21 protein-coding genes are annotated in these 24,217 nt (G+C 43.5%); 15 read left to right on the forward strand and 6 right to left on the reverse strand.

The features are described from left to right. The first annotated feature begins 30 nt into the window (after positions 1-30). From trpB to DOZ58_RS02410, 6 genes are all read left to right on the forward strand, one after another. A complete protein-coding gene (gene trpB / locus DOZ58_RS02385) occupies positions 31-1,215 on the forward strand; it encodes a tryptophan synthase subunit beta (RefSeq protein WP_111886836.1) in 1,185 nt (394 codons plus the stop codon). Further along, complete coding sequence (gene trpA / locus DOZ58_RS02390; protein ID WP_111886837.1) at positions 1,208-2,011, forward strand: tryptophan synthase subunit alpha; 804 nt, start codon at positions 1,208-1,210, stop codon at positions 2,009-2,011. Before trpB ends, trpA begins: the two co-directional genes overlap by 8 nt. A 314-nt stretch (positions 2,012-2,325) precedes the next feature. Next, positions 2,326-3,321, forward strand: coding sequence for a dihydroxyacetone kinase subunit DhaK (gene dhaK, locus DOZ58_RS02395; RefSeq protein WP_111886838.1), 996 nt, complete (start codon positions 2,326-2,328; stop codon positions 3,319-3,321). Between the two features lie 169 nt (positions 3,322-3,490). Next, complete coding sequence (gene dhaL / locus DOZ58_RS02400; RefSeq protein WP_111886839.1) at positions 3,491-4,129, forward strand: dihydroxyacetone kinase subunit DhaL; 639 nt, start codon at positions 3,491-3,493, stop codon at positions 4,127-4,129. Between the two features lie 3 nt (positions 4,130-4,132). Next, entirely contained in the window at positions 4,133-4,516 is a 384-nt protein-coding gene (gene dhaM, locus DOZ58_RS02405) for a dihydroxyacetone kinase phosphoryl donor subunit DhaM (RefSeq protein WP_111886840.1), read from the forward strand. A 192-nt stretch (positions 4,517-4,708) separates the two neighbouring features. Then, the gene (locus tag DOZ58_RS02410; RefSeq protein WP_111886841.1) at positions 4,709-5,248 is read left to right on the forward strand and encodes a hypothetical protein; all 540 of its coding nucleotides are present in this window, start codon (positions 4,709-4,711) and stop codon (positions 5,246-5,248) included. Between the two features lie 249 nt (positions 5,249-5,497). Here the strand turns inward: DOZ58_RS02410 and DOZ58_RS02415 are convergent, their stop codons facing one another. Together DOZ58_RS02415 and DOZ58_RS02420 are read right to left on the reverse strand one after the other, a co-directional pair. Continuing rightward, complete coding sequence (locus DOZ58_RS02415; protein WP_111886842.1) at positions 5,498-5,896, reverse strand: bacteriohemerythrin; 399 nt, start codon at positions 5,894-5,896, stop codon at positions 5,498-5,500. Between the two features lie 150 nt (positions 5,897-6,046). Further along, positions 6,047-9,124: a methyl-accepting chemotaxis protein gene (locus DOZ58_RS02420; protein ID WP_111886843.1), complete on the reverse strand. Its 3,078-nt coding sequence runs from the start codon at positions 9,122-9,124 to the stop codon at positions 6,047-6,049. Between the two features lie 443 nt (positions 9,125-9,567). Here DOZ58_RS02420 and DOZ58_RS02425 point away from each other — a divergent pair, with 443 nt between their 5' ends. From DOZ58_RS02425 to DOZ58_RS02440, 4 genes are all read left to right on the forward strand, one after another. After that, the gene (locus DOZ58_RS02425; RefSeq protein WP_111886844.1) at positions 9,568-11,049 is read left to right on the forward strand and encodes a helix-turn-helix domain-containing protein; all 1,482 of its coding nucleotides are present in this window, start codon (positions 9,568-9,570) and stop codon (positions 11,047-11,049) included. A gap of 91 nt (positions 11,050-11,140) precedes the next feature. Beyond that, positions 11,141-11,767 (forward strand): toxin-antitoxin system YwqK family antitoxin, encoded by a 627-nt coding sequence (locus DOZ58_RS02430; RefSeq protein ID WP_111886845.1) that lies wholly within the window; start codon positions 11,141-11,143, stop codon positions 11,765-11,767. A gap of 181 nt (positions 11,768-11,948) precedes the next feature. Further along, positions 11,949-13,157 carry an EAL and HDOD domain-containing protein gene (locus DOZ58_RS02435; RefSeq protein WP_111886846.1) on the forward strand — a complete coding sequence of 403 codons (1,209 nt, stop codon included), beginning with the start codon at positions 11,949-11,951 and terminating at the stop codon, positions 13,155-13,157. Positions 13,158-13,370: 213 nt separating this feature from the next. Next, positions 13,371-14,825 carry a helix-turn-helix domain-containing protein gene (locus DOZ58_RS02440; RefSeq protein ID WP_111886847.1) on the forward strand — a complete coding sequence of 485 codons (1,455 nt, stop codon included), beginning with the start codon at positions 13,371-13,373 and terminating at the stop codon, positions 14,823-14,825. A gap of 49 nt (positions 14,826-14,874) precedes the next feature. Here the strand turns inward: DOZ58_RS02440 and DOZ58_RS02445 are convergent, their stop codons facing one another. Beyond that, positions 14,875-15,828 carry a calcium/sodium antiporter gene (locus DOZ58_RS02445; protein WP_111886848.1) on the reverse strand — a complete coding sequence of 318 codons (954 nt, stop codon included), beginning with the start codon at positions 15,826-15,828 and terminating at the stop codon, positions 14,875-14,877. Between the two features lie 289 nt (positions 15,829-16,117). Here DOZ58_RS02445 and DOZ58_RS02450 point away from each other — a divergent pair, with 289 nt between their 5' ends. After that, positions 16,118-16,552, forward strand: a complete 435-nt coding sequence (locus DOZ58_RS02450; protein WP_111886849.1) for a VOC family protein — start codon at positions 16,118-16,120, stop codon at positions 16,550-16,552. A 211-nt stretch (positions 16,553-16,763) separates the two neighbouring features. Next, the gene (locus DOZ58_RS02455) at positions 16,764-18,365 is read left to right on the forward strand and encodes a dicarboxylate/amino acid:cation symporter (RefSeq protein WP_111886850.1); all 1,602 of its coding nucleotides are present in this window, start codon (positions 16,764-16,766) and stop codon (positions 18,363-18,365) included. A gap of 40 nt (positions 18,366-18,405) precedes the next feature. On the opposite strand, the gene DOZ58_RS02460 is transcribed toward DOZ58_RS02455, so the two are convergent. From DOZ58_RS02460 to DOZ58_RS02470, 3 genes are all read right to left on the reverse strand, one after another. Next, positions 18,406-19,608, reverse strand: coding sequence for an acetate/propionate family kinase (locus DOZ58_RS02460; RefSeq protein ID WP_111886851.1), 1,203 nt, complete (start codon positions 19,606-19,608; stop codon positions 18,406-18,408). 137 nt (positions 19,609-19,745) lie between these two features. Next, positions 19,746-21,119, reverse strand: coding sequence for an MATE family efflux transporter (locus DOZ58_RS02465; RefSeq protein ID WP_111886852.1), 1,374 nt, complete (start codon positions 21,117-21,119; stop codon positions 19,746-19,748). Positions 21,120-21,200: 81 nt separating this feature from the next. Continuing rightward, positions 21,201-21,653, reverse strand: a complete 453-nt coding sequence (locus DOZ58_RS02470) for a MarR family winged helix-turn-helix transcriptional regulator (RefSeq protein WP_162624388.1) — start codon at positions 21,651-21,653, stop codon at positions 21,201-21,203. Between the two features lie 265 nt (positions 21,654-21,918). Between DOZ58_RS02470 and DOZ58_RS02475 the strand changes: the two genes are divergently transcribed. From DOZ58_RS02475 to DOZ58_RS02485, 3 genes are all read left to right on the forward strand, one after another. Then, positions 21,919-22,437: a V4R domain-containing protein gene (locus DOZ58_RS02475; protein ID WP_111886854.1), complete on the forward strand. Its 519-nt coding sequence runs from the start codon at positions 21,919-21,921 to the stop codon at positions 22,435-22,437. A 104-nt stretch (positions 22,438-22,541) separates the two neighbouring features. Continuing rightward, positions 22,542-22,760: a hypothetical protein gene (locus DOZ58_RS02480; protein ID WP_111886855.1), complete on the forward strand. Its 219-nt coding sequence runs from the start codon at positions 22,542-22,544 to the stop codon at positions 22,758-22,760. Positions 22,761-22,872: 112 nt separating this feature from the next. Continuing rightward, complete coding sequence (locus tag DOZ58_RS02485) at positions 22,873-24,165, forward strand: diguanylate cyclase (protein ID WP_111886856.1); 1,293 nt, start codon at positions 22,873-22,875, stop codon at positions 24,163-24,165. The last annotated feature ends 52 nt before the right edge of the window (positions 24,166-24,217 follow it).

Consider the following 24,217-nt stretch of genomic DNA (forward strand, 5'->3'; position numbering starts at 1 on the left):
TGGAGATTTGATATAAAAAGGAGAAAGAAAATGAGTAAAGGAAAATACGGGATCCACGGGGGGCAGTACACACCAGAAACCCTGATGAATGCCATTATTGAAGTGGAAAAAGCTTATGAACACTATAAAAACGATCCGGCTTTTCAGGCTGAGTTAACCGAACTGTTAAATGAATACGCCGGTCGGCCTTCGCGGTTGTATTATGCGAAGAAAATGACCACCGATCTGGGTGGTGCCAAGATCTATCTCAAGCGTGAAGATCTAAACCATACCGGCTCCCATAAGATTAACAACGTTCTGGGTCAGGCACTGCTGGCCAAGAAAATGGGGAAAACCCGGCTGATTGCCGAAACTGGTGCCGGTCAACATGGGGTGGCTACCGCCACTGCCGCCGCTTTGATGGGCTTTGAATGTGAAATCTTTATGGGTAAAGAAGACACTGACCGCCAGGCTCTCAACGTCTTTCGGATGGAGCTGTTGGGTGCCATGGTCCATGTAGTTACCTCCGGCACGATGACCTTAAAGGATGCTGTTAACGAAACTTTTCGGGAATGGACAACCCGGGTGGACGATACCCACTACGTCCTCGGTTCGGTGATGGGGCCGCATCCCTTCCCGGAAATGGTTCGCGATTTTCAGAGTGTCATCAGCAAAGAAGCCCGGGCGCAGATTCTAAAAAAGGAAGGCAAACTGCCCAGTGCTGTAATCGCCTGTGTCGGCGGCGGCAGTAATGCCATCGGCGCCTTCTATAACTTTATTCCCGACGCCGAAGTCCGGCTGATCGGCTGTGAAGCGGCGGGCAAAGGGGTCGATACCGCCCTCCATGCGGCCACTATTGCCAATGGCAGTCTGGGGATCTTCCACGGCATGAAATCCTATTTTTGTCAGGATGAATACGGCCAGATCGCCCCGGTTTACTCGATTTCGGCGGGGCTCGACTATCCGGGCATTGGGCCGGAGCATGCTAATCTCCATGACACCAAACGGGCTGAGTATGTGCCGATCACTGATGATGAAGCTGTCGCCGCCTTTTTCTATCTGTCTCGGACTGAGGGGATTATTCCGGCCATTGAATCGGCCCATGCGATTGCTTATGCAATGGTGCTGGCACCGACGATGAGTAAAGACGAAATCATTATCGTCAATGTTTCCGGCCGGGGCGACAAGGATGTGGCGGCGATTGCCCGCTACAAGGGGGAAAATATCTATGAGTAACATAATAGAAGCAAATAAAATCAAAGCAAATAAAATTTCACAAATTTTTGCCGACCAGAAAGCCTTTATTGCCTTTTTAACGGCTGGCGATCCGAGCCTTGCTAAAACCGAGGAATTTATTCTGGCGATGGCCGCCGCCGGGGCCGATCTGATTGAAATCGGGATTCCTTTTTCGGACCCCATCGCTGAAGGGCCGGTGATTGAAGCGGCCAACGAACGGGCGCTAAGCATCGGCACCACCACCGATAAGATCTTTGCGATGGTTAAGCGTGTTCGGGAGAAAACATCAATTCCATTGGTCTTTTTAACCTATATGAATCCTATATTTGTTTATGGGACCGAAACGTTTTTTACCGCTTGTGAAAAAGTGGGAATCAATGGGGTCATTATTCCAGATCTGCCTTTTGAAGAAAAGAGGGAGGTTCGAGAGACCGCTAAAAACCACGGGCTGGACGTCATCACCCTGATTGCTCCGACCTCCCAGGATCGGATTCAGATGTTGGCCGTCGATGCCACCGGTTTTATCTATCTGGTGTCATCGATGGGCGTTACCGGGGTGCGCAGCGAGATTAAAACCGATCTGGCCGCCATTATTGCCGACATCCGCCAGGTAACCCAGACCCCGGTGGCGGTGGGCTTTGGAATCGCCACTCCAGAACAGGCTGCAGTGATTTCGCAGCTTGCCGATGGTGTTATCGTCGGCAGCGCCATCGTCCGGATCATCGCCGAGCACGGCGCCGCCGCCACCGACCCACTGTCTGACTACGTCCGCAAGATGAAGGCGGCGCTGGTTTAGGGTGTATCGGCAGTAAAGCTAGTACCGACAATTGGTCGGTACGGCAAGATAACGTAATGGTTTAAATATAGCGTTAACCAGCATTCAACCCCTATTATCCGCACAAAGTTTACAAAAGATTAACACAAAATTTTTATTTTCAACCGGAATCCTATTGATGTAACGAATTTTTGCAGGTTTCCTTCAATATTTTTCATGAATCAGTTGATTCCGTCCAAAAAAAATCAATTGATATCGTTTTTTTACATTCAAAATGGGTAAAAACGTGTTATAGTATGGTTAGAGTACTAATAATGTTTGTAGGAGGACGTCTTATGAAAAAATTTATTAATGATGTAGAAAATGTGGAAAATGAAATGCTTGAAGGTATCGTTCTGGCCCATCCTGAATACGTAGCTCGAGTAGAAGGTTTTGATGTGCTGATTCGTGCTGACAAAAAAGTTGGCAAGGTTGCTTTGGTAAGCGGCGGCGGCAGTGGACATGAACCCTCTCATGGCGGATTTGTCGGAAAAGGAATGCTTGACGGTGCTGTCGCAGGATCTGTATTTACTTCTCCCACACCAGACCAGGTATTTGAAGCGATCAAAGCAGTTGATGCCGGTGAAGGTGTATTATTAGTTATCAAGAATTACACTGGTGATATCATGAACTTCGAAATGGCTGCCGAACTGGCTGAAGCTGAAGGCATCAAAGTGGCCAACGTGGTTACCAATGATGATGTTGCTGTTGAAGATAGTCTTTATACAACCGGACGTCGCGGTGTTGCCGGAACTGTTTTTGTTCATAAAATCGCCGGTGCAAAAGCTGAAGCTGGTGCTAGCCTGGAGGAAGTCAAAGCCACGGCACTAAAGGTTATTGCTAACGTTCGCACCATGGGTGTCGCTTTGAAACCTTGTACTGTTCCAGCGGCAGGAAAACCGGGTTTTGAATTATCAGAAGATGAAATGGAACTGGGTATCGGAATCCACGGTGAACCGGGAACCGAACGAAAACCAATCCAGACAGCTGATGAAATCGTTGATTATCTGATGGATCGAATTTTAAAAGATATGGATCCTAAAGCCGGTGACGAAGTCGCCGTCATGATCAATGGTGCCGGAGCAACCCCACCAATGGAACTATATATCTTAAACCGTCGAGTTCAACAAATTTTAGCGGACAAAGGCGTTAAAGTATTTAAGACTTTTGTGGGTGACTACATGACCTCCATCGACATGGCTGGCGCATCGATTACCTTATTAAAATTAGATGCCGAACTAAAAGATTTATTACTGGCTCAAGCTGATACCATCGGTTTTAAAATGTACTAAAATTTCGCGCTACAATTTGGTAAGTACTTTGCTAACGTACCGACCAATTGTTAATCTGTTGTTCGCTCCGATGCGTACAAGATGATGTAACAATTGTCGGTACTTAGTTTGGTGTTAAGATAAAGGTTTTAGAGAACTAATTGAGAAGAACATAGAAACGAGGAAAGAAATGGCAACAAAGGCAGAAGTACTGGATTTTATCCGGGTTTATGCGGATAAAATGGCAGAACATCGACAAGAATTGACCGATTTTGATCAGGCAATCGGTGATGGCGATCATGGGATTAACATGAGTCGGGGATTTAAAGCGGTGATGGAAAAATTACCGACTGTTTACGAAAAAAATATTGACGATATCTTAAAAACTGTGGGGATGACCCTGGTCTCCACCGTTGGCGGCGCTTCCGGACCACTTTACGGCACCGCTTTTATGAAAGCCGGGGCGGCTGTCAAAGGTAAAGAAGAATTGTCCGATGAGGATATTATTCTGGCACTGGATGAAGCTGTCGGTGGCATCCAGTTTAGAGGAAAAGCAGTCGAAGGTGAAAAAACCATCCTCGATAGTATGATTCCCGCTATCAATGCCATTAAAGCCAGTATTGCTGACGGCAAAACGATGACCGAGGCTCTGGTTGCCGCTGAAGCCGCGGCTTGGGACGGAGTTGAATACACGAAAACTATCATTGCCACCAAAGGACGGGCCAGCTATCTGGGAGAACGGAGTATTGGGCATCAGGATCCCGGGGCGACATCAATGGCATATGCCTTTCAAGCCATTAAAGAAGTGGCAGAAAAGGTGGGTGTTTAACTTATGGTCGGAATTGTAGTTGTTTCTCATAGTCAGAAAGTCGCCGAAGGAGCAGTAGAACTGGCCAGACAAATGGCGCCAGAAGCTAAAATAGCTGCTGCTGGGGGAATGGAAGATGGTAGCATTGGTACCGACGTTTCTAAAATATTGGCTGGCATCGAAGCTGTTCAGGATGGTGATGGTGTGGTAATTCTGGTTGATCTCGGCAGTGCCGTGATGAGTTCGGAAATGGCCATAGAAATGCTGGAAGATAGCAGTCAGGTAAAGATTATTGATGCACCGATTGTCGAAGGTACAATCTTTAGTTCTGTGGAGGCTTCTATCGGCTCATCATTTGATGAAGTCATCGAAGTGTTGGCAGGAGCAAAATCTTATAAAAAGTTCTGAAACCAATTGGTTTCATAGAAAAAACCCGGGAGACCGGGTTTTTTTACTATAAGTACAAATAACGAAAAGAAAAAAATGTAATGAAATTAAGAATAACTTGTGATATAATATCTAAAATGTAGCGAACGGTTTAAATAGTTTTCTTCACTATTTAATTGTCGGAAGTCATATTCCTTTGAAAGGAGAAAAACGATGGATCCAATCACTTTAAATGCAGTTGAACTTCAAGGTTCAGCGCCCACACTTTCAAAAAAAATTGAAGCGGTTACTGTTAAGCCTACAGCAGATAGCATTAACGGTCAGAACGCTGCTGCTGAAGCCAATTCTTATTATAAATACGATACCATGGAGCTCAGCCGGGAATATGTGGGGTCTCGGATGAAGAGTGAAAATTCGACCATCAACAGCGATACCGACCAACGTAATTCTATCGTTGATCAAAAACCGTCACGGATACCCAACGAGAACGAAGAAGAGAACTCTGAAAAAAAGGAAGCCAAGAGCCAAACCGCTGATATAGACGAAAAAGAAGAAGAAAAGGTTAACGGGAATCAGCTGGGTGGATACACCAACTCTCAATTAAAGGGTCTGGTTTTATCGGGAAAGATTACTGTGGCTGCTTATAATACTGAAGTGAAAAGGAGACAAAACGACAATGATGCCGCTGAGCCCCAGAACAAAAAACCGGTGATGGGCCAGTCCGGGAAAAAAGCCACAAACAGTATATTCTAATGCTTTGGTTGACAAGCATAAACCTGAAAAGAAGCGAAAGCCCGGATCTCTATCATCCAGCGGACTGCTTCTTTTTTAATTACAGCTAAATTGACTTGAAAAAGTTAAATGTGTAACAGACTACGATCTAAGCGAAAATATAGGGAATTTATTTACCTTACTTAGACCAATTAGATTATAAAAAGAATGTATCCATAGTAAAAGAGCGAGAAGATGATTGTTAACAATCATCTTCCCGCTCTTTTTAGATTATGCTTTGGTGTGAACGCCAATTTTCTTATCCATGACGGAAATATGTTTGGTCAGCCAGTCAACAACCATCTGATTAGCATTGATGATCACCGAGATATTACCGCCCGATGTATCATATGCGCTTTTTAGTTTGGCTAGTTCTGCTATGAAGTTTTTGTGAGCAGTCTGCTGATCAGCCAGTCCCGGGTAATTGATGCTTTTCATGTAGGCTTCCTCATCACTGAAATGCTGTTTGGTATAAGCATCCAAGAAATTCAGTAGCTCACCGACTACTTCTTTGGATTTACCGTTTTTACCGGCTTCAAAAAGTTCATCGGCCATTTTAAATAATTGTTGATGCTGCCCATCGATACTGGCGACACCGACAGATAAATCCTGAGTCCATACAATAGCCATATTAAATCCTCCTGGGTGTAAAAATTAAATGCAATAAAAATTTACCTGTAAAAATTATAACCCTGTTGAACTAGAAAATCAAGAGTGCTTCTAAAGTAAATTGGTTTTAGTTAGATTATCACTACTATTAAGAAAACAAAGCTGATGATCTTAATATTTGTCATTATCCATTGTCCACTCATCCAGCTCAATTTGAGGTATTGATAGGGAAGCAGTAGATTGCGAAGTTTTCCTGATCCCTTCTGAGGAAAAATCGATTTTTTTAGTTTTAATGGTAAATGCACCAACCATTTGTTTGAGCATTTCGGCCTGCCCGGAGAGTTCCTCGCTGGCGGCCGCGCTCTCTTCAGCGGTGGCTGAGTTGGTTTGAACCACCTGAGAAACCTGTTCAATCCCCTGTGTAATCTGAGCGATTTCCGCGGCCTGATCGTTGGATGCCTGGGTTATGTTCCCTACCAGGGCAGTGACCTTTTCAATATCAGAAAGGATTTGGGACAGGCTTTCAGCTGTTTCATCGGCAATTTTTGAACCGATTGAAACCTTGTCGATGGAGCCTTCAATCAACCCGGTGGTTTCTTTGGCGGCTTCGGCCGAGCGGGCGGCCAAGGTGCGGACTTCTTCGGCGACTACCGCAAAGCCTTTACCGTGTTGTCCGGCTCGAGCGGCTTCTACCGCCGCATTCAGAGCCAGAATATTGGTCTGGAAGGCAATGTCATCAATCACCTTGATGATTTTTGAAATATTTTGGGATGAGTCATTGATATCTACCATGGCAGTGACCATGCTGTTCATTCGGACATTCCCGATTTCGGCGTTGTTACGGACTTCAATGGAGCGTTGGTTGGCTTCATTGGCCCTGATTGCATTTTGCTTGGTTTCCTGGGTCACCTCCTCAATCGAAGCGGTGAGTTCCTCAATGGCACTGGCTTGTTCCGTAGCACCCTGTGCCAGGGCCTGACCACCGTCAGAAATCTGACGCGCGCCGCTTTCAACCTGTCCGGCAGCATTATTAATGTCAAACATGGTTGTGCTGAGGCTGGCGGTTATACGATTGAGAGCGGCTTTAATATTCTGGAAATCGCCCAGATATGTGGTGGTAATTTCCTGATTCAAGTTCCCTTGGCCAATTTCTTCCAGAGTGTGGGTGATTTCTTCGACATATTCTTTCAGGAAGGCAATGGTCTGATTCATATCTTCTTTAATTTGGCCATGCTGGCCCTTAAAGTCGCCGGTCATGGCGGTGTGGAGATTGCCCTGGGACAGTTCCCGGAGCGTCGCCGAGGCAGCATTAATGGGTTCAATAACCACATCCAGGGTCTGATTGAAACCTTCAACCACCTTGGCGTATTCGCCCTGAAATTTAGACACATTGCCGCGGTTGGTCAGATCGCCAGAAACGGCGATCCGGGTCATCGTCTGGGTTTCTGCTACCAGCAGGGCAATGCTTTCGATCATCGAAATAAAACTGGGCACCAGAGTATCGTTGTCGCTACGCTGTCCAATAGCTCTAAGATTGTCCAGATCACAGAGGTTTCCGGCGGCAATGTTGTTGGCAATTTCGACAATGTGAACCATCTGGGCGTGAACTCCGTTAATCGATTCGCCAATTTCCTGGTAAATACCCTGATAACTGCCTTCAATTTTCTGGGACAGATCATTGGCACAAAGCATTGCCAGCACCTGATTTCCTTCTGTTAATGCACCCAACCCGTCGATGCAGGCATTGATGTTAGTTTTGAGCGCATTAAAATCACCCTTGTATTCGGTCGTGATGGCGGGTGGAATAACCCCGTTACCAATTCGCTCAATGGCCTTGCTGGCTACCTTAAGTGGTTTAACAAAGGTGTTAATCATGTTGTTGAGGCTAATAATCATATCCTTGAAAGCACCAGTGTACTCGGTGGTATTACCCCGGTAATTAAGTTGTCCATCCTGGGCAGCCGTGCCTATTTTTTTGATTCCCGCGTTGACCTTATTCATTTCTGCTACCATGTCGATCAGGGCGTAGGCCAGCACATCCTGATCGGATTGGGGGATGATTTCTACGGAGAAGTCACCTCTTGATAAACATTGGGCAGCCTTGGCCTGGTCTTTACGGTTGGCAATGATGGTGGCGAAAGAATTCATCAGTGCGCCAATTTCGTCTGCGCTGGTAGCAGCGATTTCGAGATCTACATCGCCCAGAGCCATCTGATTGGCGAGAGAGGTTAAATCAACAATCGGTTTAGTAATTTTTTTAGCCAGATACCAGGCCGCCGTGGCACCGAGAATTAACACTAACAGAGAAATTAACATTGTGATATTGCGTAAATGAACCATCGGTGCCAGCACATCACTTTCATATTGAGCAATGATCAGGTTCCAGTTGGTGCCCGAGATCGGCGCCGTGGCGCCGATTTTAGTATCACCATTTAAAACGTATGTGAGCATTCCGGTTTGTCCGGCACCAAGTTCTTTAAAAGCCAGCCCGAAATTTTTCCAAACACCCTCATTGTCAATTTCATTAAAGACATTGGTCTGGTTTAAAATAACCTCATCATTGGGATGGGCCATGAAGCCGCCCTCATTGTTGACGACAAAGCCGTATTGACGGTCACCATCACCCATGGCGTTGGTGGTTACTTTTAAGAAGGTCGGGGAACGGCGGCCAACCAATAGCCCAATGACCTGTCCGTTGTTTTTGATGGGGGCAACCTCAAAGACACAGGGGGCTTTGGTCACCTTACTGATGGCGACATCTGAGATGGCATTTTCTCCCGTGAATCCATTTTCATACCAGAATTCGCCCCAGGAGTCAAATTCGCCGCCACTGATGAGGTATTTGGCATGACCGTCCATATTCATTACGGCCAGGTCCTCATACCCTAATGTCTCGATATCACTATCGATGGCTGCCACCTGGGTGGCATAATCCATTGAAGCAATACCATTGCGTTTACTGACTTCTGTGAGGGTTTCCAGATTTCCGGCGATGATAGCAGCCACGTGTGCGGCACCTTCATTGGTATATTTTTGGGCATCGCTATTGGCCTGTTCCAAAAGGGCTTTTGAGCCCATATTATATGAAACCACGCCAAGGGCGATGACCGCGATGGCCAGAATTGCCAGGGTGAATCCCAACAGTTTGGTGGACAGGTGTTTTTTAATGATTTGCCTGTCTTTACCTACGGCAATAGTCGCGTTTAAAATCGGTTGAGTGTCAATGGGGGACTGTTTTTTTTCTTTCATGATGAACCTCTTTCTGTTTTTTTAAACCATTTCTTTGAAATTTTCAACACTATGTTCAATCAATTTTGATTGTCACACAACATAGGTTGAATCCTTTTATTGTGCTTGCTATTGGTTTTGCGTAGGTATAAAAATACTAAGCAATGTGTCAGCAACATTACCTATTATATCGATTCACCTAACAATTTACCAGTGATAGTGTTAAGAAAATCACAAAAATAAATAAAAATGAATCACTAACTTTCAAAAAGTCAAATAAACTAATGTGAATCTTGAGTGATAATATTATCGATCGGTAACATCACAAAATATTACACTTGTAAGAAAACAATAAAAAGATTATGATCATTTAAGATTAAATGAGTATTCAAAGACATAATTGAATATAAGTCTTTAAGAGAAAATAATAATAACAAGCAATATAAAATAATAGGGGAGGTATTATGTCAGTATTTAGTCAGAAAATAGCAGAATATATTAGTGTAAGCGGTGAAACTATTCAGTCATTGGCGAAAATGGGAAACATCAATCGTACCACCTTGCAGCGGATTAAATCTGGGGAACGTTTGCCTACGCGGGCTTTTTTTAAGAAATTGACCCGGGTCCTGCGGCTTTCATCGGTTGAAGAAGCGGAACTGGAATCACTGCTGGAAATCGCTAAGGTGGGGGAAGGGACCTATGCCAATCGTCAAAAAATTATTGAACTCATCGAAACTATTTCTGAGTTGACCGAATATAAGATTCCCTTTTCGAAGGAGCTCAGTCCTAAAAGGTTTGCTGCAAATTCAGAGAATCTAGTTAAATCGATGCAGATCGTTTCCGGAGAAAAACAAGTACTGAGCCTGATTGAACAAAGTATTGATCGGGAACTGTCTGAGGAAACTGAGCCAATGATAAAACTGGTTATCCCCTATGGCTTTCAGGCGGTATACGATTATTTATTTCAGCAGATGTTGGGGAATAATAAGCAATTACGGCTTCAGGATGTACTGAGCCTGCATCGTGAATCCGACGATATCGAGGCTGATCCGATTTTAGGAGCGTTGAAGCATTTGATTGCATTGACACTGCTGGATAATGTCAATTATCAATCGCATTGTTATGTTCATCAATTAAAGAAAGAGAACAATGGTCAGGAGATTAGTGCTCTGTTCCCGCACTTTATTTTAACTTCAAGAGCGGTTATCACCATTTCCCGGAATTTGACCCAGGCCGTGCGATACCAGGACCCTGGCTTTCATAAGCTCTATTTAAACTGTTTTGAGCAAATGCTTGAGGATACGCAGCCTTTTATTCTGGAGAGTAATGATCTCTTTCAGGTCTTTGATTTGGATCGGAGTTTTAAGGTAGAGGTAGTTGTTGAGCCACTGCCTTGTTTTGCTTATTACGCTGATAGACAAATGCTTAAGATTAAACTTAATAAAGAATTTCCATATTATGAAGATTTACTTGAGGCGGTAGATCGTTATTATAATTATTTCAGGCAAGTAAGCCGGGGAATGCTCAATATTTTTTCACTGAAAAATTTACGGCGGTTTATGGAAGATGGAAGTCTTGTTTTTCCTGAGGAGATCTATCATCCCTTAACACCGATTGAACGACTCACTACATTAAAACAGGTTCGCGATGATCTCTTAAATAATCGACGGCTTCTTTTTGCCATCGATGACGATAAACTGTTTCTAAATTCAGCACCGGAATTTATCTATGAAAGCGCCAGCTGTCTGCGTTTGATTTTGCATTATAAAATTGATGGCCGGGTTGTCTATAAGACGATTGAGCTTCGGCAACCTTGCATCGTTGCAGCATTTAAAGATTTTTTTACCAATTTACCAGACAGTGATTACGTTCTTCCTACTGAAAAAACCCTTGCTGAAATGGATAAACTGATTCGGAACTACGAATTGAAGGCGATCTGTGATTAAACTCGGCATTTCTAATTTAATAGAAAGACTTGTGGTGCCACCACGAATGGGTTTATAATATAACTATCAATAAGTACAAAGTGAGGTAGGTATGGGTGGCATTGTTTTTCTTGTTCTGGTGGTCATCGTCGGTGTCGGCTTCTGGCTCTATCTAACATCCCAAAACAATAGCCAGGCGAATGGCCAGCAGCCTCAGATAAGAATCCCCTGTAAAGATGGTTACATTATCGGTTATTATCAGGGGAATCGCTTTACCGGCCAGCGTTTTATCAACAATCGGCTGGCCTCCGTTGGTTTTTTTGTAAATACCATCCAGGTGGGATCAGGCAAGGAATATTACGAAAACGGTATTCTGAAATATGAAGGCAATTTTGTCAACGGTCTGGCCTCCGGTCAGGGTAAACTGTATGAAGAAAACGGCAAACTCAAGTATATCGGAAATTTTGCCAATGGTTATGCCTCCGGTCAGGGGCGCATTTTTGACGCCAATGGTAAACTCAAATGCGAAGGCAACTTTGCCCGGCTCTCTAGCAATCAAGTTAATAGTAAAGATCCCTCGGTGCCTAACGGACATTGCAAAGAGTATTACGATAATGGACAGCTCAAATATGAGGGGGAGTTTGTCAATGGGGTCTGGCATGGGGAAGGGCGTTCTTATGATCGTAATGGCCGATTGATTTTTAAAGGCAAATTTGCTTACGGAAAGCCTGGAAAATAAACCCGGTAATCAAGGCTCTATCAGTGCTCGATTTTAATCGATGGATTCAGTTATTTCAATTAGTACGATTCGATTTGCTTGTTAATCCGCACCGCTTGTGTTATGATAAACTAAATACTACTCACTTAAATATGCCTATTTTAGCTGTGAAGCGGAACCTCCGCTTTAAAAGGGGGAGAATATGTTTATTGCCAGACAACCGATTTTTAATGCTCAACTTGAAGTATTCGGATATGAGCTTTTATTTCGGCTTAACAGCCAATCCACTCAATTTGGTGGGGTATCTTCTCAAGGTGCAACCGCCATGGTCATCACCGGTTTATTTGAATCAGGCCTTGAAAATCTCATTGAAGACAAAATCGCTTTTATCAATTTTGATGAGATCTTCATTCATTCAGAGGCTGTCGAACTGATCAAGCCGGATCGGATGATTGTAGAAATGCTGGAAAATATCGAAGTCAGTGTAAATCTGATTGAGCGTTTGGTAGACATTAAAAACATGGGTTATAGCATCGCCCTTGATGATTTTGCCCAAACTTATCAAAGCTACCCCCTGACCCCTTTGGCGGATATTATTAAGTACGATATTATGGTAACACCTCTGGATACCATTGCCAATGATGTTCCAGCTGGCCTGGCCCAGGGAAAAACATTATTAGCCGAAAAAGTGGAAACCCAGGATGAATTCATTAAAGCCAAAGAGATGGGTTTTTCCTTGTTTCAAGGCTATTTCTTCAGTAAACCCCGGATAGCTGGGCGCTCCTTCCAGGCTACCCCATCGCAGATTCAATACCTTCAACTGATGACCGAAATCAATGCCGATGAACCCTCTTTTGATCGGTTGGCGGATCTTATTGAACAGGATGTAACCCTGACCTATCGATTGCTCAGGTTAGCCAGTTTCCGGGCTGGTAGTGAATCAATTTGTAGCATTAAATTTGCCTTGAGTTATATCGGTCTAAGAGAATTCGAACGTTGGATCAGTATCTTAATGATCCATGAAGTAAGTAAGGATAAACCTACTGAACTCATCAAACTATCGCTGATTCGCACACGTTTTGCTGAGTCTCTGGCTAAAAGAGCTGGGATGATTGAGCAGGAGCATGATGCGGCTTTGATGGGGCTGTTCAGTGTATTGGACGCCATTTTGGATCAGCCCATGGATATGGTTCTGGCAGAGATCACACTCCCAGAGTCCATTTTTGATGCACTGGTAAAGAAACAGGGGATCCTTTTTCCAATTCATCAATTAATACTGGCCTATGAAAAAGGTGATTGGTCTCTGGTTGAAACCATAGCTCGGGCTCTAAAAATCGAAGATTACTTTATTTACCACGACTACCGGGAGTCGATCAAATGGGCAAATAACGTCATTGGTAATATCGCTTAGCATCGGCTAAAAATAGGTAATATCAAATTTGGATAGTTCATCAGTTAAACTGAGGAGACTATCTTTTTTTATGTAATCAGAAGCCCTGATCGAGCAAGAAAAAAATATGTTGGCACACGAAATGCCACATCTTGTTTTTAGTGGAGACTTAGCTATAATAAAGAAGTAAGAACTTTAGTAAAGTTTTAAAATCAATCCGAACGGGAGCTGAGCATGACGCAATTTAGCAAAAAAATAACGGAACTGATTGAAGCGAGTGGAGAAACAATTCAATTCCTGGCAGAAATGGGAAAAATAAACCGTACCACTCTCCAACAGATTAAAACCGGGGAGCGGCTACCCACTAAAAAAGTTTTTGACAATCTTTCAAAGGTATTACGCCTTTCAAGTGCTGAGGTTGAAGAACTACAAGCCTTGCTGGAAATTATTCAGGTGGGGGAACGGACTTATTATAACCGTCAAAACATAGTCGAACTAATCGCAATTATTTATGAGTTAACCACCTACCAGATTTCCTTTTCAAAAGAAATAAAAATTAGGTGTGAAGCTGCCACTGATGAAAGGGAAAAAATTCAAATTATATCAGGAACCGGACCGGTTCTGGCATTGATTGAAAGCAGTGTCGATCAGGAACTGTTTTGCAGGGAATGTCCGCATTTAAAACTGGCCATTCCCAGCCATTTTGAAGCGGTTTACCAGCATATATTTCAGCAGATGATGGGAAGCCAGAAACATTTGACCTTGCAGGATGTGCAGAGTTTTCCGGAAACCGGTGAAGAAACTGCTGCAGATCCAGGACTTGGTGCCCTTAAAACGTTGATCGGGCTGACCCTGTTAGACAATGTCACGTATCGTTCGAATTACTATCATCATTCTGTCGGGGATACCCAGGAAATCAATGTTCTCTTTCCTTATTTTATCCTGACCTCAGTAGATGTGATTACCGTTTCACGGGATTTCAGTCGGGCTATTCGATATCGTGATCCGGAGCTTTTCAAACTTTATCAGACCGGCTTTGTGACAATCCTTCAGCAAACTGAGCCTTTTATTGAAGAAAGCCGGGACTTATTTGCTATTTACTCACTGGACAGCTCTTATCGGATTCGTCAGGTGGTAGAGCCCTTGCCCTGTTTTGCTTATTATGCCACCCATGAGTTGGTAGCAGATAAGGTTCGAAAGGATTTTCCTTTTTATGAACAGCTAGTGACAGCCACGAATCGTTTTTATGACTATTTTAAACAGGAAAACCGAGCTATGATCAACATATTCTCGCTAAAAAATCTGGCAGCATTTATGGAGAATGGCAACATGTACTTTCCCGAGGAGGTTTGTGAACCTTTTACTCCGGCAGAACGATTAATGTTGATAAAACGGGTCCGCGATGATATTCACGTAGATGCTCGGAAAACATATGCATTTAATGAAGATAAGATTGCTTTTAATTCGGCGGTTGAGTTTGTCAATCAAGCTACTTTAGTGCATCTTATCCTTCACTATGAAAAAGCTGGTCAGCAGGTGTTTAAAACCATTAAATTGAAGGAAGAGAATATTGTTGCGGCTTTTGATGATTTTTTCAGAAGCCTGCCTGACAGCCCCTATGTATTGCCTAAAGAAACGACGGTGGCCGCCATGGATCAGCTGATTCACAAATATGAAGATCGACTCTAAATTGGCACCAAAAGCACACACGTTAAGCATGTGCTTTTGGCGTTTATAGCTAGGCAATAGCCCGCATAATGATAAAGGCCGTATATCCAACATAACCCAGCATCATCACGACGCCTTCAAAACGGCTGATTTTCTTTGAGGTGTACATCATCGGCACCACAATCAGCATCGCCGCCAGCAAGATCCAGAGATCGGTGTAGTAGGCAACATCAATATCGATGGGATAAATTACCCCGGAAATGCCCATGACAAAAAGCACATTAAAAATGCCGGAACCGACAATATTGCCCACAGCAATATCATTTTCACCTTTTTTGGCAGCCACTACTGAGGTGATCAGTTCCGGTAGTGAGGTGCCAATAGCCACAACGGTTAAACCAATTAGGGTTTCTGATAAACCCAGGATAGCGGCAATTTCGCTAGCGGCTCCCACCACCAGTTCCGCTCCAAAAACAATGGCAACCAGCCCCCCAATGGTGAATATTACACTTTTAGGAACTGGAAGTACAATAATTTCTTCTTCGGATTCTTCCTTGCCCAAAACAGAAATTTCTACCATCGAATAAAGATAAATTGCAAAAAATAACAGTAATATCCATCCTTCAGAATGGGAAATCACACTGATCGGGGCGCCATTGATCAAGCCATCCATTACCATCAGCATTAATGCGATGGTGGTTAGGATTGCAAAGGGCATCTCTTTGAAGATTGTTTTTGACTTGATGCTAATGGGGTTGATAAAAGCTGAGATTCCCAGAATAAAAAGGATGTTAACAATATTGGAACCCACAACGTTCCCGAAGACGATTCCATTGGTCTGATTAAGAGAACCAGAAACACTGACAGCGAGTTCCGGTGAACTCGTACCAAAGGCCACCAAAGTCAAACCGATAACCATACTGGGGATATTAAACCGCTTAGCAATGGAGGATGAACCTTCCACAAAATAATCGGCGCCTTTAACTAATAGTATCAGTCCGATAATTAAAAATAATATACTCACAATAAATCCTCCTTTTGTAGTACAAGATGCAGAATCAGAATAAAAGTTGTTTCAACCATAAAGTGTAAAATTGCATTTGCGCCCTTATAATAATACCAGCAGATTTACTACTGGTCAATTTTATTTTGCAGAAAGTTGTAAAAAAATTACCCGAAACCGTTTAAAATGCAAAATACGGGCTATACAATGTAACAGAGTGTCATGGTTCTGTAAAATTGATTGAAACAGAAAATAATGGCGCGAACCTCAAACGTTCAGTTTGCACCAAAACAGAAAAAGGAGTGTAGTGATGCAGATACAACCCTATATTAGTTTTAATGGAAATTGTCAGGAGGCTGTGGAATTCTATGCGGATGTTTTTGGCACTGATAATCCGGAAATCATCGTATTTGGTGAAATGCTTAACAAACAGGAAGCGGCAGATCTGGATCAATCTGAAAAAGTGGTGATCCGGGCTGATTTGGAGACGGATGAAACACGTGTATTACTTTCGGATATCCCCCCCAAACCTCAAGATGTTCAAGGCGATAAGATGACCCTGGTTATCTTTAGTGATGATCTGGATGAGATCAAAATTCTTTACTATAAATTAAAAGTTGGGGGTACGGTGGAGATGGAACTCCAGGAAACCTTCTGGAGCAAGGTATACGGATCCCTGGTCGATAAATTTGGAGTGGGTTGGCAATTAAATTATGATGACGGAAGAATGAGTCAGGTGGTATAATAGTAGCAATCTTAGACTAACATGTTTACCATTTGCTGAAGATAGGAATTTTCTGTCATACAAATAACACAGGGTAGAGTCTATCCTGTGTTATTTGTATGACAGCCCCTGGCTATTTCCGAAATTGCGGGTTTTTATCCAAAGCTTTAAAAAGTCAGCGGCATGGTTCTTAAAGACTGCAGTCATAAGATACATAACACAAGGGGGAACCATGGAAATAAAAAAGATATTACCACTGCGTCTGTCGAGCCTTAATCAAGCGAATGCCTTTGTTTCGGAAATGCTTCAAAAATACAAATGTCCTAAAACTGACAATATGAAAGCCCAGCTCTTTGTAGAAGAAGCCATTGTTTATTGGGCGGAGAAGGCTCAGGACAATGCCCGTTTTGAATTGTCAATTCAGAAACGATTCAGAACCATCACCCTGGCACTAAACTACTGGGGAGATCCGGAAAACCCGCTGACCTTACCAGAAACATCAGTAGATGAGGAAGCTGAATACAACCGTATCGGACAAAATATTTTAATCGGCCTGTCAGCAGTGACCTACTCGTATGAAAAAGGCTGCAATAACGTCTCCTATACACTTAAGCAAAAACCGCTAAACCCGGCGTTAACCACCGCGATTGCCCTGGTAAGTGCTATTTTTACGGGGCTTATTCTTCAAGCGGTAACACCGGATCTGGGCAAACAGATCGGTAGCGACATTCTGACTCCAATCAGCAGTACCTTTTTTGGTTTTCTTAACGCCATTGTCATTCCGGTGTTGTTCTTCTCAGCTATCGGTAGCATCTTTAATATGGATAATCTGGCCCAAATGAAACGCATTTTCCGGCTATTGCTAACCTGGTCGATGGCAGTTATTCTACTGGCTTCAGCAGTTTCTCTGGTTATGGCTCAGATATTTTTGCTGGGCGGGACAGGGTCCACTGCTCAGGGTGGTCAGAATGAGCTGTGGAATCAGATTGGGACGATGGTCTTTGGAATTATTCCCGCCAATATCATTTCGCCCTTTCTCGACGGTAATACTCTGCAGATTATCTTTCTGGCCATTATTAGCGGTATTGTCATGCTGACCTTAAAAGGACGGTTTCCCTCCATCACCCGGATTATTACTGAAGCCAATCTGATTTTCTCAACCATTTTGGATGCAGTCTGCGCACTGATGCCCGGAGTGGTCTTTATCAGCATCCTGAACATGATGATCTCTGGAGAAGGCGCTGCTTTGCTGGGGGCTTTTCGGCTGATTGCTCTGATTCTCGGTACCTACCTGTTTATCGATTTGGCCATGCTATTGAGCCTGGCTTTTTATGAAAAAACCAGTCCTCTGGCTTATTTGAAATCGACTGCGCCATTTTTGCTGATTGCCTTATCGACCGCAAGTTCTAGTGCCACATTTGTAAGCCATACCTCTACAGCGCTGAATAAACAAAAAATCCGGGATTACGTGGTGCATTTTTCCATTCCGGTGGGAGTCCTGTTTAATAAGCAGGATGCCATTCCAATGCTGTTGCTTACTTCTTTATTTGTAGGGAATATTTATGGCATCGCTTTTTCATTACCAGATATGATTCCGGTGGTGATTTTGTGCATGATTCTTTCAGTAGCAGTTCCGCCATCTCCGGGTATGGGCGCCTTTCTCTTTACGATTGTGTTCAATCTACTGGGGATTCCACTGGAAGGATTGGCCCTGGCCGTGACCATTGCCATCTTTATGGACTACCCGGCCACTACTGGTAACGTCATGACCACCAATATCGGGATGGTTCACACCGAACATCGGCTGCGAGCCAGTGAGACAAAAAAACCATGAGTATCCGATAAAGGTTCATACTCGCCAGTTATTTAGTCAATTAATCACTATGGCCGAGGATGTCAAAGGTGTCCTCGGCAATAATCTGTTCTTCGTTGGCACTGACTACCAGGATCTGAACGGCAGTATCTGTCGTACTAATCACCCCTTCACCCGATAGATCCCGATTTTTTTGTGGGTCCAACGCGATCCCCATAAATTCAAGCCCAGTGCAGACGGCTTCCCGGATATACCAGGCATTTTCCCCGACGCCACCAGAAAAGAGCAGCAGATCGAGACCGCCCATTTCAGCCGCATACGCCCCAATATATTTTCGGAAGCGGTGACAGACAGTGGCAATGGTATCGATGGCCCGCTGGTTTCCATTTAAAGAGGCCTCATATATTTCGCGCATATCATTTCCCATCCCGGATAAGCCCAGCCAGCCGCTCTTTTTGTTAATCAGGGTGTCGGCATCACTCAAGGTCAGATTCTCCTTCTTCATCAAATAAAGTAATGCGGCAGCATCCATATCGCCTGCTCGGGTAGATTGGATCAAGCCTTCCTGCGGTGTGAAGCCAGTACTCACATCGATTGATTTTCCATAGTAAACCGCATTGGCGGTGGTTCCGCTGCCTAGCATCATGTTGACAATTCGATAGGCTTCATAACCATTTGGCAGAAATTTTTGCGCCTGGGCAACCATGCTCCGAAAAGCGATCCCATGAAACCCATAGCGCCGAATTTTATGTTTTTCAGTGAGCTCCAGAGGTAGGGCGTACAAATAGGCATGGCGGGGCAGGGTCATGTGAAAACCATTATCAAAAGCTGCGATTTGGGGAATGTCGGGCAGCAGTTTGGCACAGGCATCAATACCAGCCAGGTGATGGGGGTTGTGTAGCGGCGCCAGTTCTTTAATGCTTTCGATATAATCAATGATGGCTGGCGTAATGAGAAGGGAATCGTTGCATTGTTCACCGCCCTGAACTATCCGATGACCGATGGCAGCGAGATCAGTGAGAACAAATCCTAATGACTTTTCCCTGATTGTTAAGGTGCTTAGAATTAGATTGATACCGCTTTTGTGATCGTAAATAGGTAATGTTTCCAGGATTTGGACATGATCTTTGATTTGTAATTTGAATGCTGCATCAGAGTAGCCGATCTTGCTGATGGACCCTTTAACCAGAACCTGATATTCTGGCATTCGACAAATCTGAAATTTCACCGAAGAACTTCCACAATTCAATACAAGAATAATCATGGGTATAACCCCCTTATATATTTTATACAGCTGTTATACCCCAATTAGTGATGTTAATCCACTCATTTTTTGCTAAAAAAATGGTTAAAAATAATAAAAAAAGCATCCCGTGTTATAAGGATGCTTTTGTGTTATTTTCAGACCAGTCCGTCTTCCATAGCCAGGGTGACGGGTTCTTTTTTACTGGCTTGTAGTTTTCGGTAGGTGACGATGTACATGGAAACCGCCAGGATAATCGAAAAGACGTCTGCCAGAGGTTGGGCCCAGATGACGCCCTGGAGTTGAAATAGAGCCGATCCGATAATTAGAATCGGGATAAACGCCAATCCCTGTCGGCTAACTGTCAGAATTAGGGAAGGTATGGCTTTACCCAGCGACTGATATACCGTGGTGACAATAAACTGGAGGCCAAGAAAGGGACTGACCAGCATTTGGATCACCAGGATATAAGCTCCGATTTCAACAACGGCCGGATCATTGATGAAAAAAGAAACTATTTCAGTATTGAAAATCATCGTGACGACCATGACCACAGCTCCCATGATCATCCCAATAACCGCAGCAAATTTAATCGCATCGTTCATTCGTTTGTAATTTTGTTGAGCATAATTATAGCCGATAAAGGGTTGTATACCCATGGCAAGACCCAGCGCCAACATGACCACGATCGAAAAGACCCGGCTGGAAACGCCAAAAGCGGCAATGACAATATCTCCATAAGATGATGCAAAATTATTCAGAATCATCATCGAAAAACTCATCAGAATATTATTGATCGAGGCTGGAAGTCCAATGGCAAAGGTGTTTTTGGCGATGGCACCTTCCATTCGGAAATCACCAGGAGCTATAGACAATACATCACTATGTTTAAAGATATAATAAATAAAATAAATAACCGCGCAGGCATTTCCAATTATTGTCGCCCAGGCAGCCCCGACAACGCCCATATTCAGAGATAAAATCATAATCGGATCCAGAATGATATTAATGACGGTCCCGATCATCATCCCAATCATTGACTCTTTGGCCGCGCCGACCGAACGGACAATCTGGGCCAGAGAATTCTGCAGACAGATGGCAACTGCTCCATAGGCGATAATTGTCAGATATCCTTTGGCAAAGCCAATGGTGTTATCGCTCGCGCCAGCAATTCTAAGAACGGGATCCATAAACAAAAGGAAAGCTGCCATTCCAATTAAACCCAGGGTAATTGAACCGTAAAAACTAAAGGCAGAAGTGTGTTTAATATCACTAATTTTACGTTCTCCCAAAAGTCGGGAGATATAGGATCCACCACCGATGCCAAAAATATTACCAAAGGCCATCAGCAAGAAAAAAATTGGCATGGTCAGAGAGACAGCTGCAACTTGATTGGCATCTCCGGTTTGTCCTACAAAAAAAGTGTCAGCCATGTTGTAGATAATAGTCACCAGCATACTCAGCATGGTGGGTATGGCTAGTGTTAATACCGCTTTAGGAATAGGGTACTTTTCAAATAAATCGTTCTTCATAAAATAATTCCTTTCGTTGAATCACAGTGATCTAGATCACCGTAAATTTTAGTGCTTGTGTGTCAGGTCGTTAATTTGACTTTAGTCCTGATCAGCAGTGGGGGTGGTGATGTTTTTTAGGACCTGAATCAGGAGCTCTTCCAGCAGGTCTAAATGCTCGGCGGAAATCCCCCTGAGGGTATCGGTTTCCAGGCGGGTGATTTCTTTACACACCAGTGGCTCCAAAGCTTGTCCTTTTTTGGTCAGCTCCAGATAATTAATTCGTCGATCCTGGGGATCTAGTCGTCTCAGGATGAAATCTTTTTCAACCAGTCGCTTAACAATGCCAGTAACCGTGGGTCCTTTAAGAAGGAAGGCTTCTTCGATCATCTTCTGGTTAATTTCCTGATCCTGATTGTGCAGCAGGTACATAACTACGGAAAACTGGGATGAGGTCAGATCCCATTGCTTCAAAGATTGATTGAATCGCATTTCCATAATGTTGCTCAATTGTTTCACTGATCGTCCAAAATTAAAGGTTTCTCGTCTCATCATTTCTCCAATACTTAGCATGCTATCTATTTTATCTAAAGAATTTTTAATTGTCAAGTCAACTTTTGTAAGAATCGTTTTCAGAAATATTACGGTCTATATTATCTTTAAGATAAAAAATACTTCGTTGATAATATCGCGGTTATGCCAATTAAACCAGCTTGACAATCCCCCGGGTCGACGTGGTAAAATAAAACAATAAAATTACATATCTTTGGCGAAAAAATAAATTATGCAAACAAGTACCAGGAGTGAGAGGGAATTATCAATGGAAAGAAAATACGCGTTTTCTTGGGATCTGCTGGGTGATATTGAAAAAGGACGTCCGAACTTGGGCAACACCACCCGGATTGAGGTATATCGACTGATGCAATTCACATTCAGAGATATCATCGAAAAACATGTTGGCAAAGAAGAAACTGATAAAATATTTTATGAAGCCGGACAGCTGGCAGGAAGCGCATTCTATCAGCATATGATTACGAAAACCGATGATCTCAATAATTTTGTCAATCAATTAAAAGCGGTTCTGAGAGAGCTCGGCATGGGCATTCTCCGAGTCGAACAAGCGGATATGGAAAAAGGTGAATTAATTTTGACAGTTTCCGAAGATCTGGATTGTTCCGGATTGCCTGAGCAAGGTTATGAAATTTGCACCTATGATGAAGGTTTTATTTCGGCCCTGCTGGAAAATTATTCTGGCAAACCCTTCATTGTCAAAGAGATTGATTGCTGGTGTACCGGGGATCGAACCTGCCGTTTTAGTGCCAGAGCAGTCAATCAATAGTGGGGAAATAAACCCGAATTTATGGCTGCTCGACAATAATTGTTTGACATTTAAAAAATCCAATAACCTGACAGCCTTAACAGAAGGGAGCTAACAAAACAGATATGATCAGTAAAGACGCAAGCTCAATTTTAGAGTACTTTAAAGCCGCGCTTAATGACCTTCGGGTCGAAGCGGTTCCTCCTGAAAATATCTGTAGTGATGATACCTTCTTAGAGGTTGATCAAACCATTAAAACAATCAGAGCCGCATCGGCAGAATTGGGAAACGGGAATCTGTCACATGATATAAAAGGTAAGGGATATGTAGTGGGGGGCAATTAAAAATCTGCAGGCCTCCCTACGGAACCTGACCTGGATAACAAAAACGATTGCCTCGGGGGATTTTTCTCAGCGGGTTCATTTTCTAGGCGACTTTTCGGATGCCTTCAACAGAATGGCAGAAAAACTGGAGTCTTCTATCCGTGAATTGGAAGAAGCGCGCTCCCATTTTGAAATGGTATTTCAGGCGATCCCGGATGCAACCATAATTACAAAAATCGACGATGGCACTTTGATGGCATATAACCACGCCTTTATGGAAGCCACTAAATTTACCGATGAAGATTTAACAGTCGGTTCATTTAATATCTGTGATCTTTATAGTGATCATAGTCAACGTGAATCCTTCATAAAGAAACTTGAAACGGATGGTTTTGTTGAAAATCTGGAGTTCTCTTTTTATGGAAAAGACAATGAAGAACATATTGGCCTGATATCATCAAAAAAAATTTTCATTGATAGTATTCCCCATACCCTCAGCGTGATCCGTGATATTACTGAGCTCAAAGCAATAGAAGCAAAACTGCAGCAGAGTGAAGAACGCCATCGACTGCTGGCTGACAATGCCGCGGATGTTATCTGGACCATGGATCTGGAAGGGCGTTTCACTTATATTAGCCCATCAGTGGAAAAGCTCCGAGGGTACACGGTTGAAGAGGTCATGACCCAGTCTCAAGAAGAAGTCCTGTGCCCGGGATCTCTGATTCAGATGCATGAGGGTCTGGCGAGAGCGGTTGAGTCTGTTGAGAAGAACCTGCCTTTTCAAGTGTTTCGGGGAGAGCTGGAACAACCTTGTAAAGATGGTTCAACGGTTTGGACTGAGGCTACGGTATCTGGTATCTACAATGAAGATGGTCGATTTATTGGTATGTTAGGGGTAAGTCGGGATATTAGTGAAAGGAAGCTGATGGAAAAAGAAATCCGGCGACTGTCCATCACTGATAAGCTGACACAAAGTTTTAATCGCTTAAAACTGGATGAAACCCTGGAACAACAATTTGAATGGTCAAAAACCAGCTTATCGCCGTTTGCCATTATCATCTTGGATGTTGATCATTTCAAGCTGGTCAATGATACCTATGGTCATCAGGTCGGGGACCGGGTCCTGATTGAATTGGTAGCAGTCCTAAATGAAAATGTCCGCAACCGGGATGTAGTGGGGCGTTGGGGTGGTGAAGAGTTTCTAATCATTCTGCCGGATACGCATGTCACTGAGGCCGTGGTGTTGGCTGAGCATTTGCGTAAAGCGGTTGAGAAGTATCCCTTTACAACGGCTGGTCAGGTAACGATCAGTCTCGGAGTTTCGGCGTTTAAAACGGACAGTTCTCCGGAAACGATTGTTTCCCAGGCTGATACGGCCTTATATCAGGCTAAGGAAAACGGTCGTAATCGGGTTGAAGTGATGTAGCTAGGTTATCTGGTATGTCAAACTTCAGGAATTGGATTATTCAGCAAATAAA

The organism is Acetobacterium sp. KB-1, from assembly GCF_003260995.1.
GTDB lineage: Bacteria > Bacillota > Clostridia > Eubacteriales > Eubacteriaceae > Acetobacterium > Acetobacterium carbinolicum.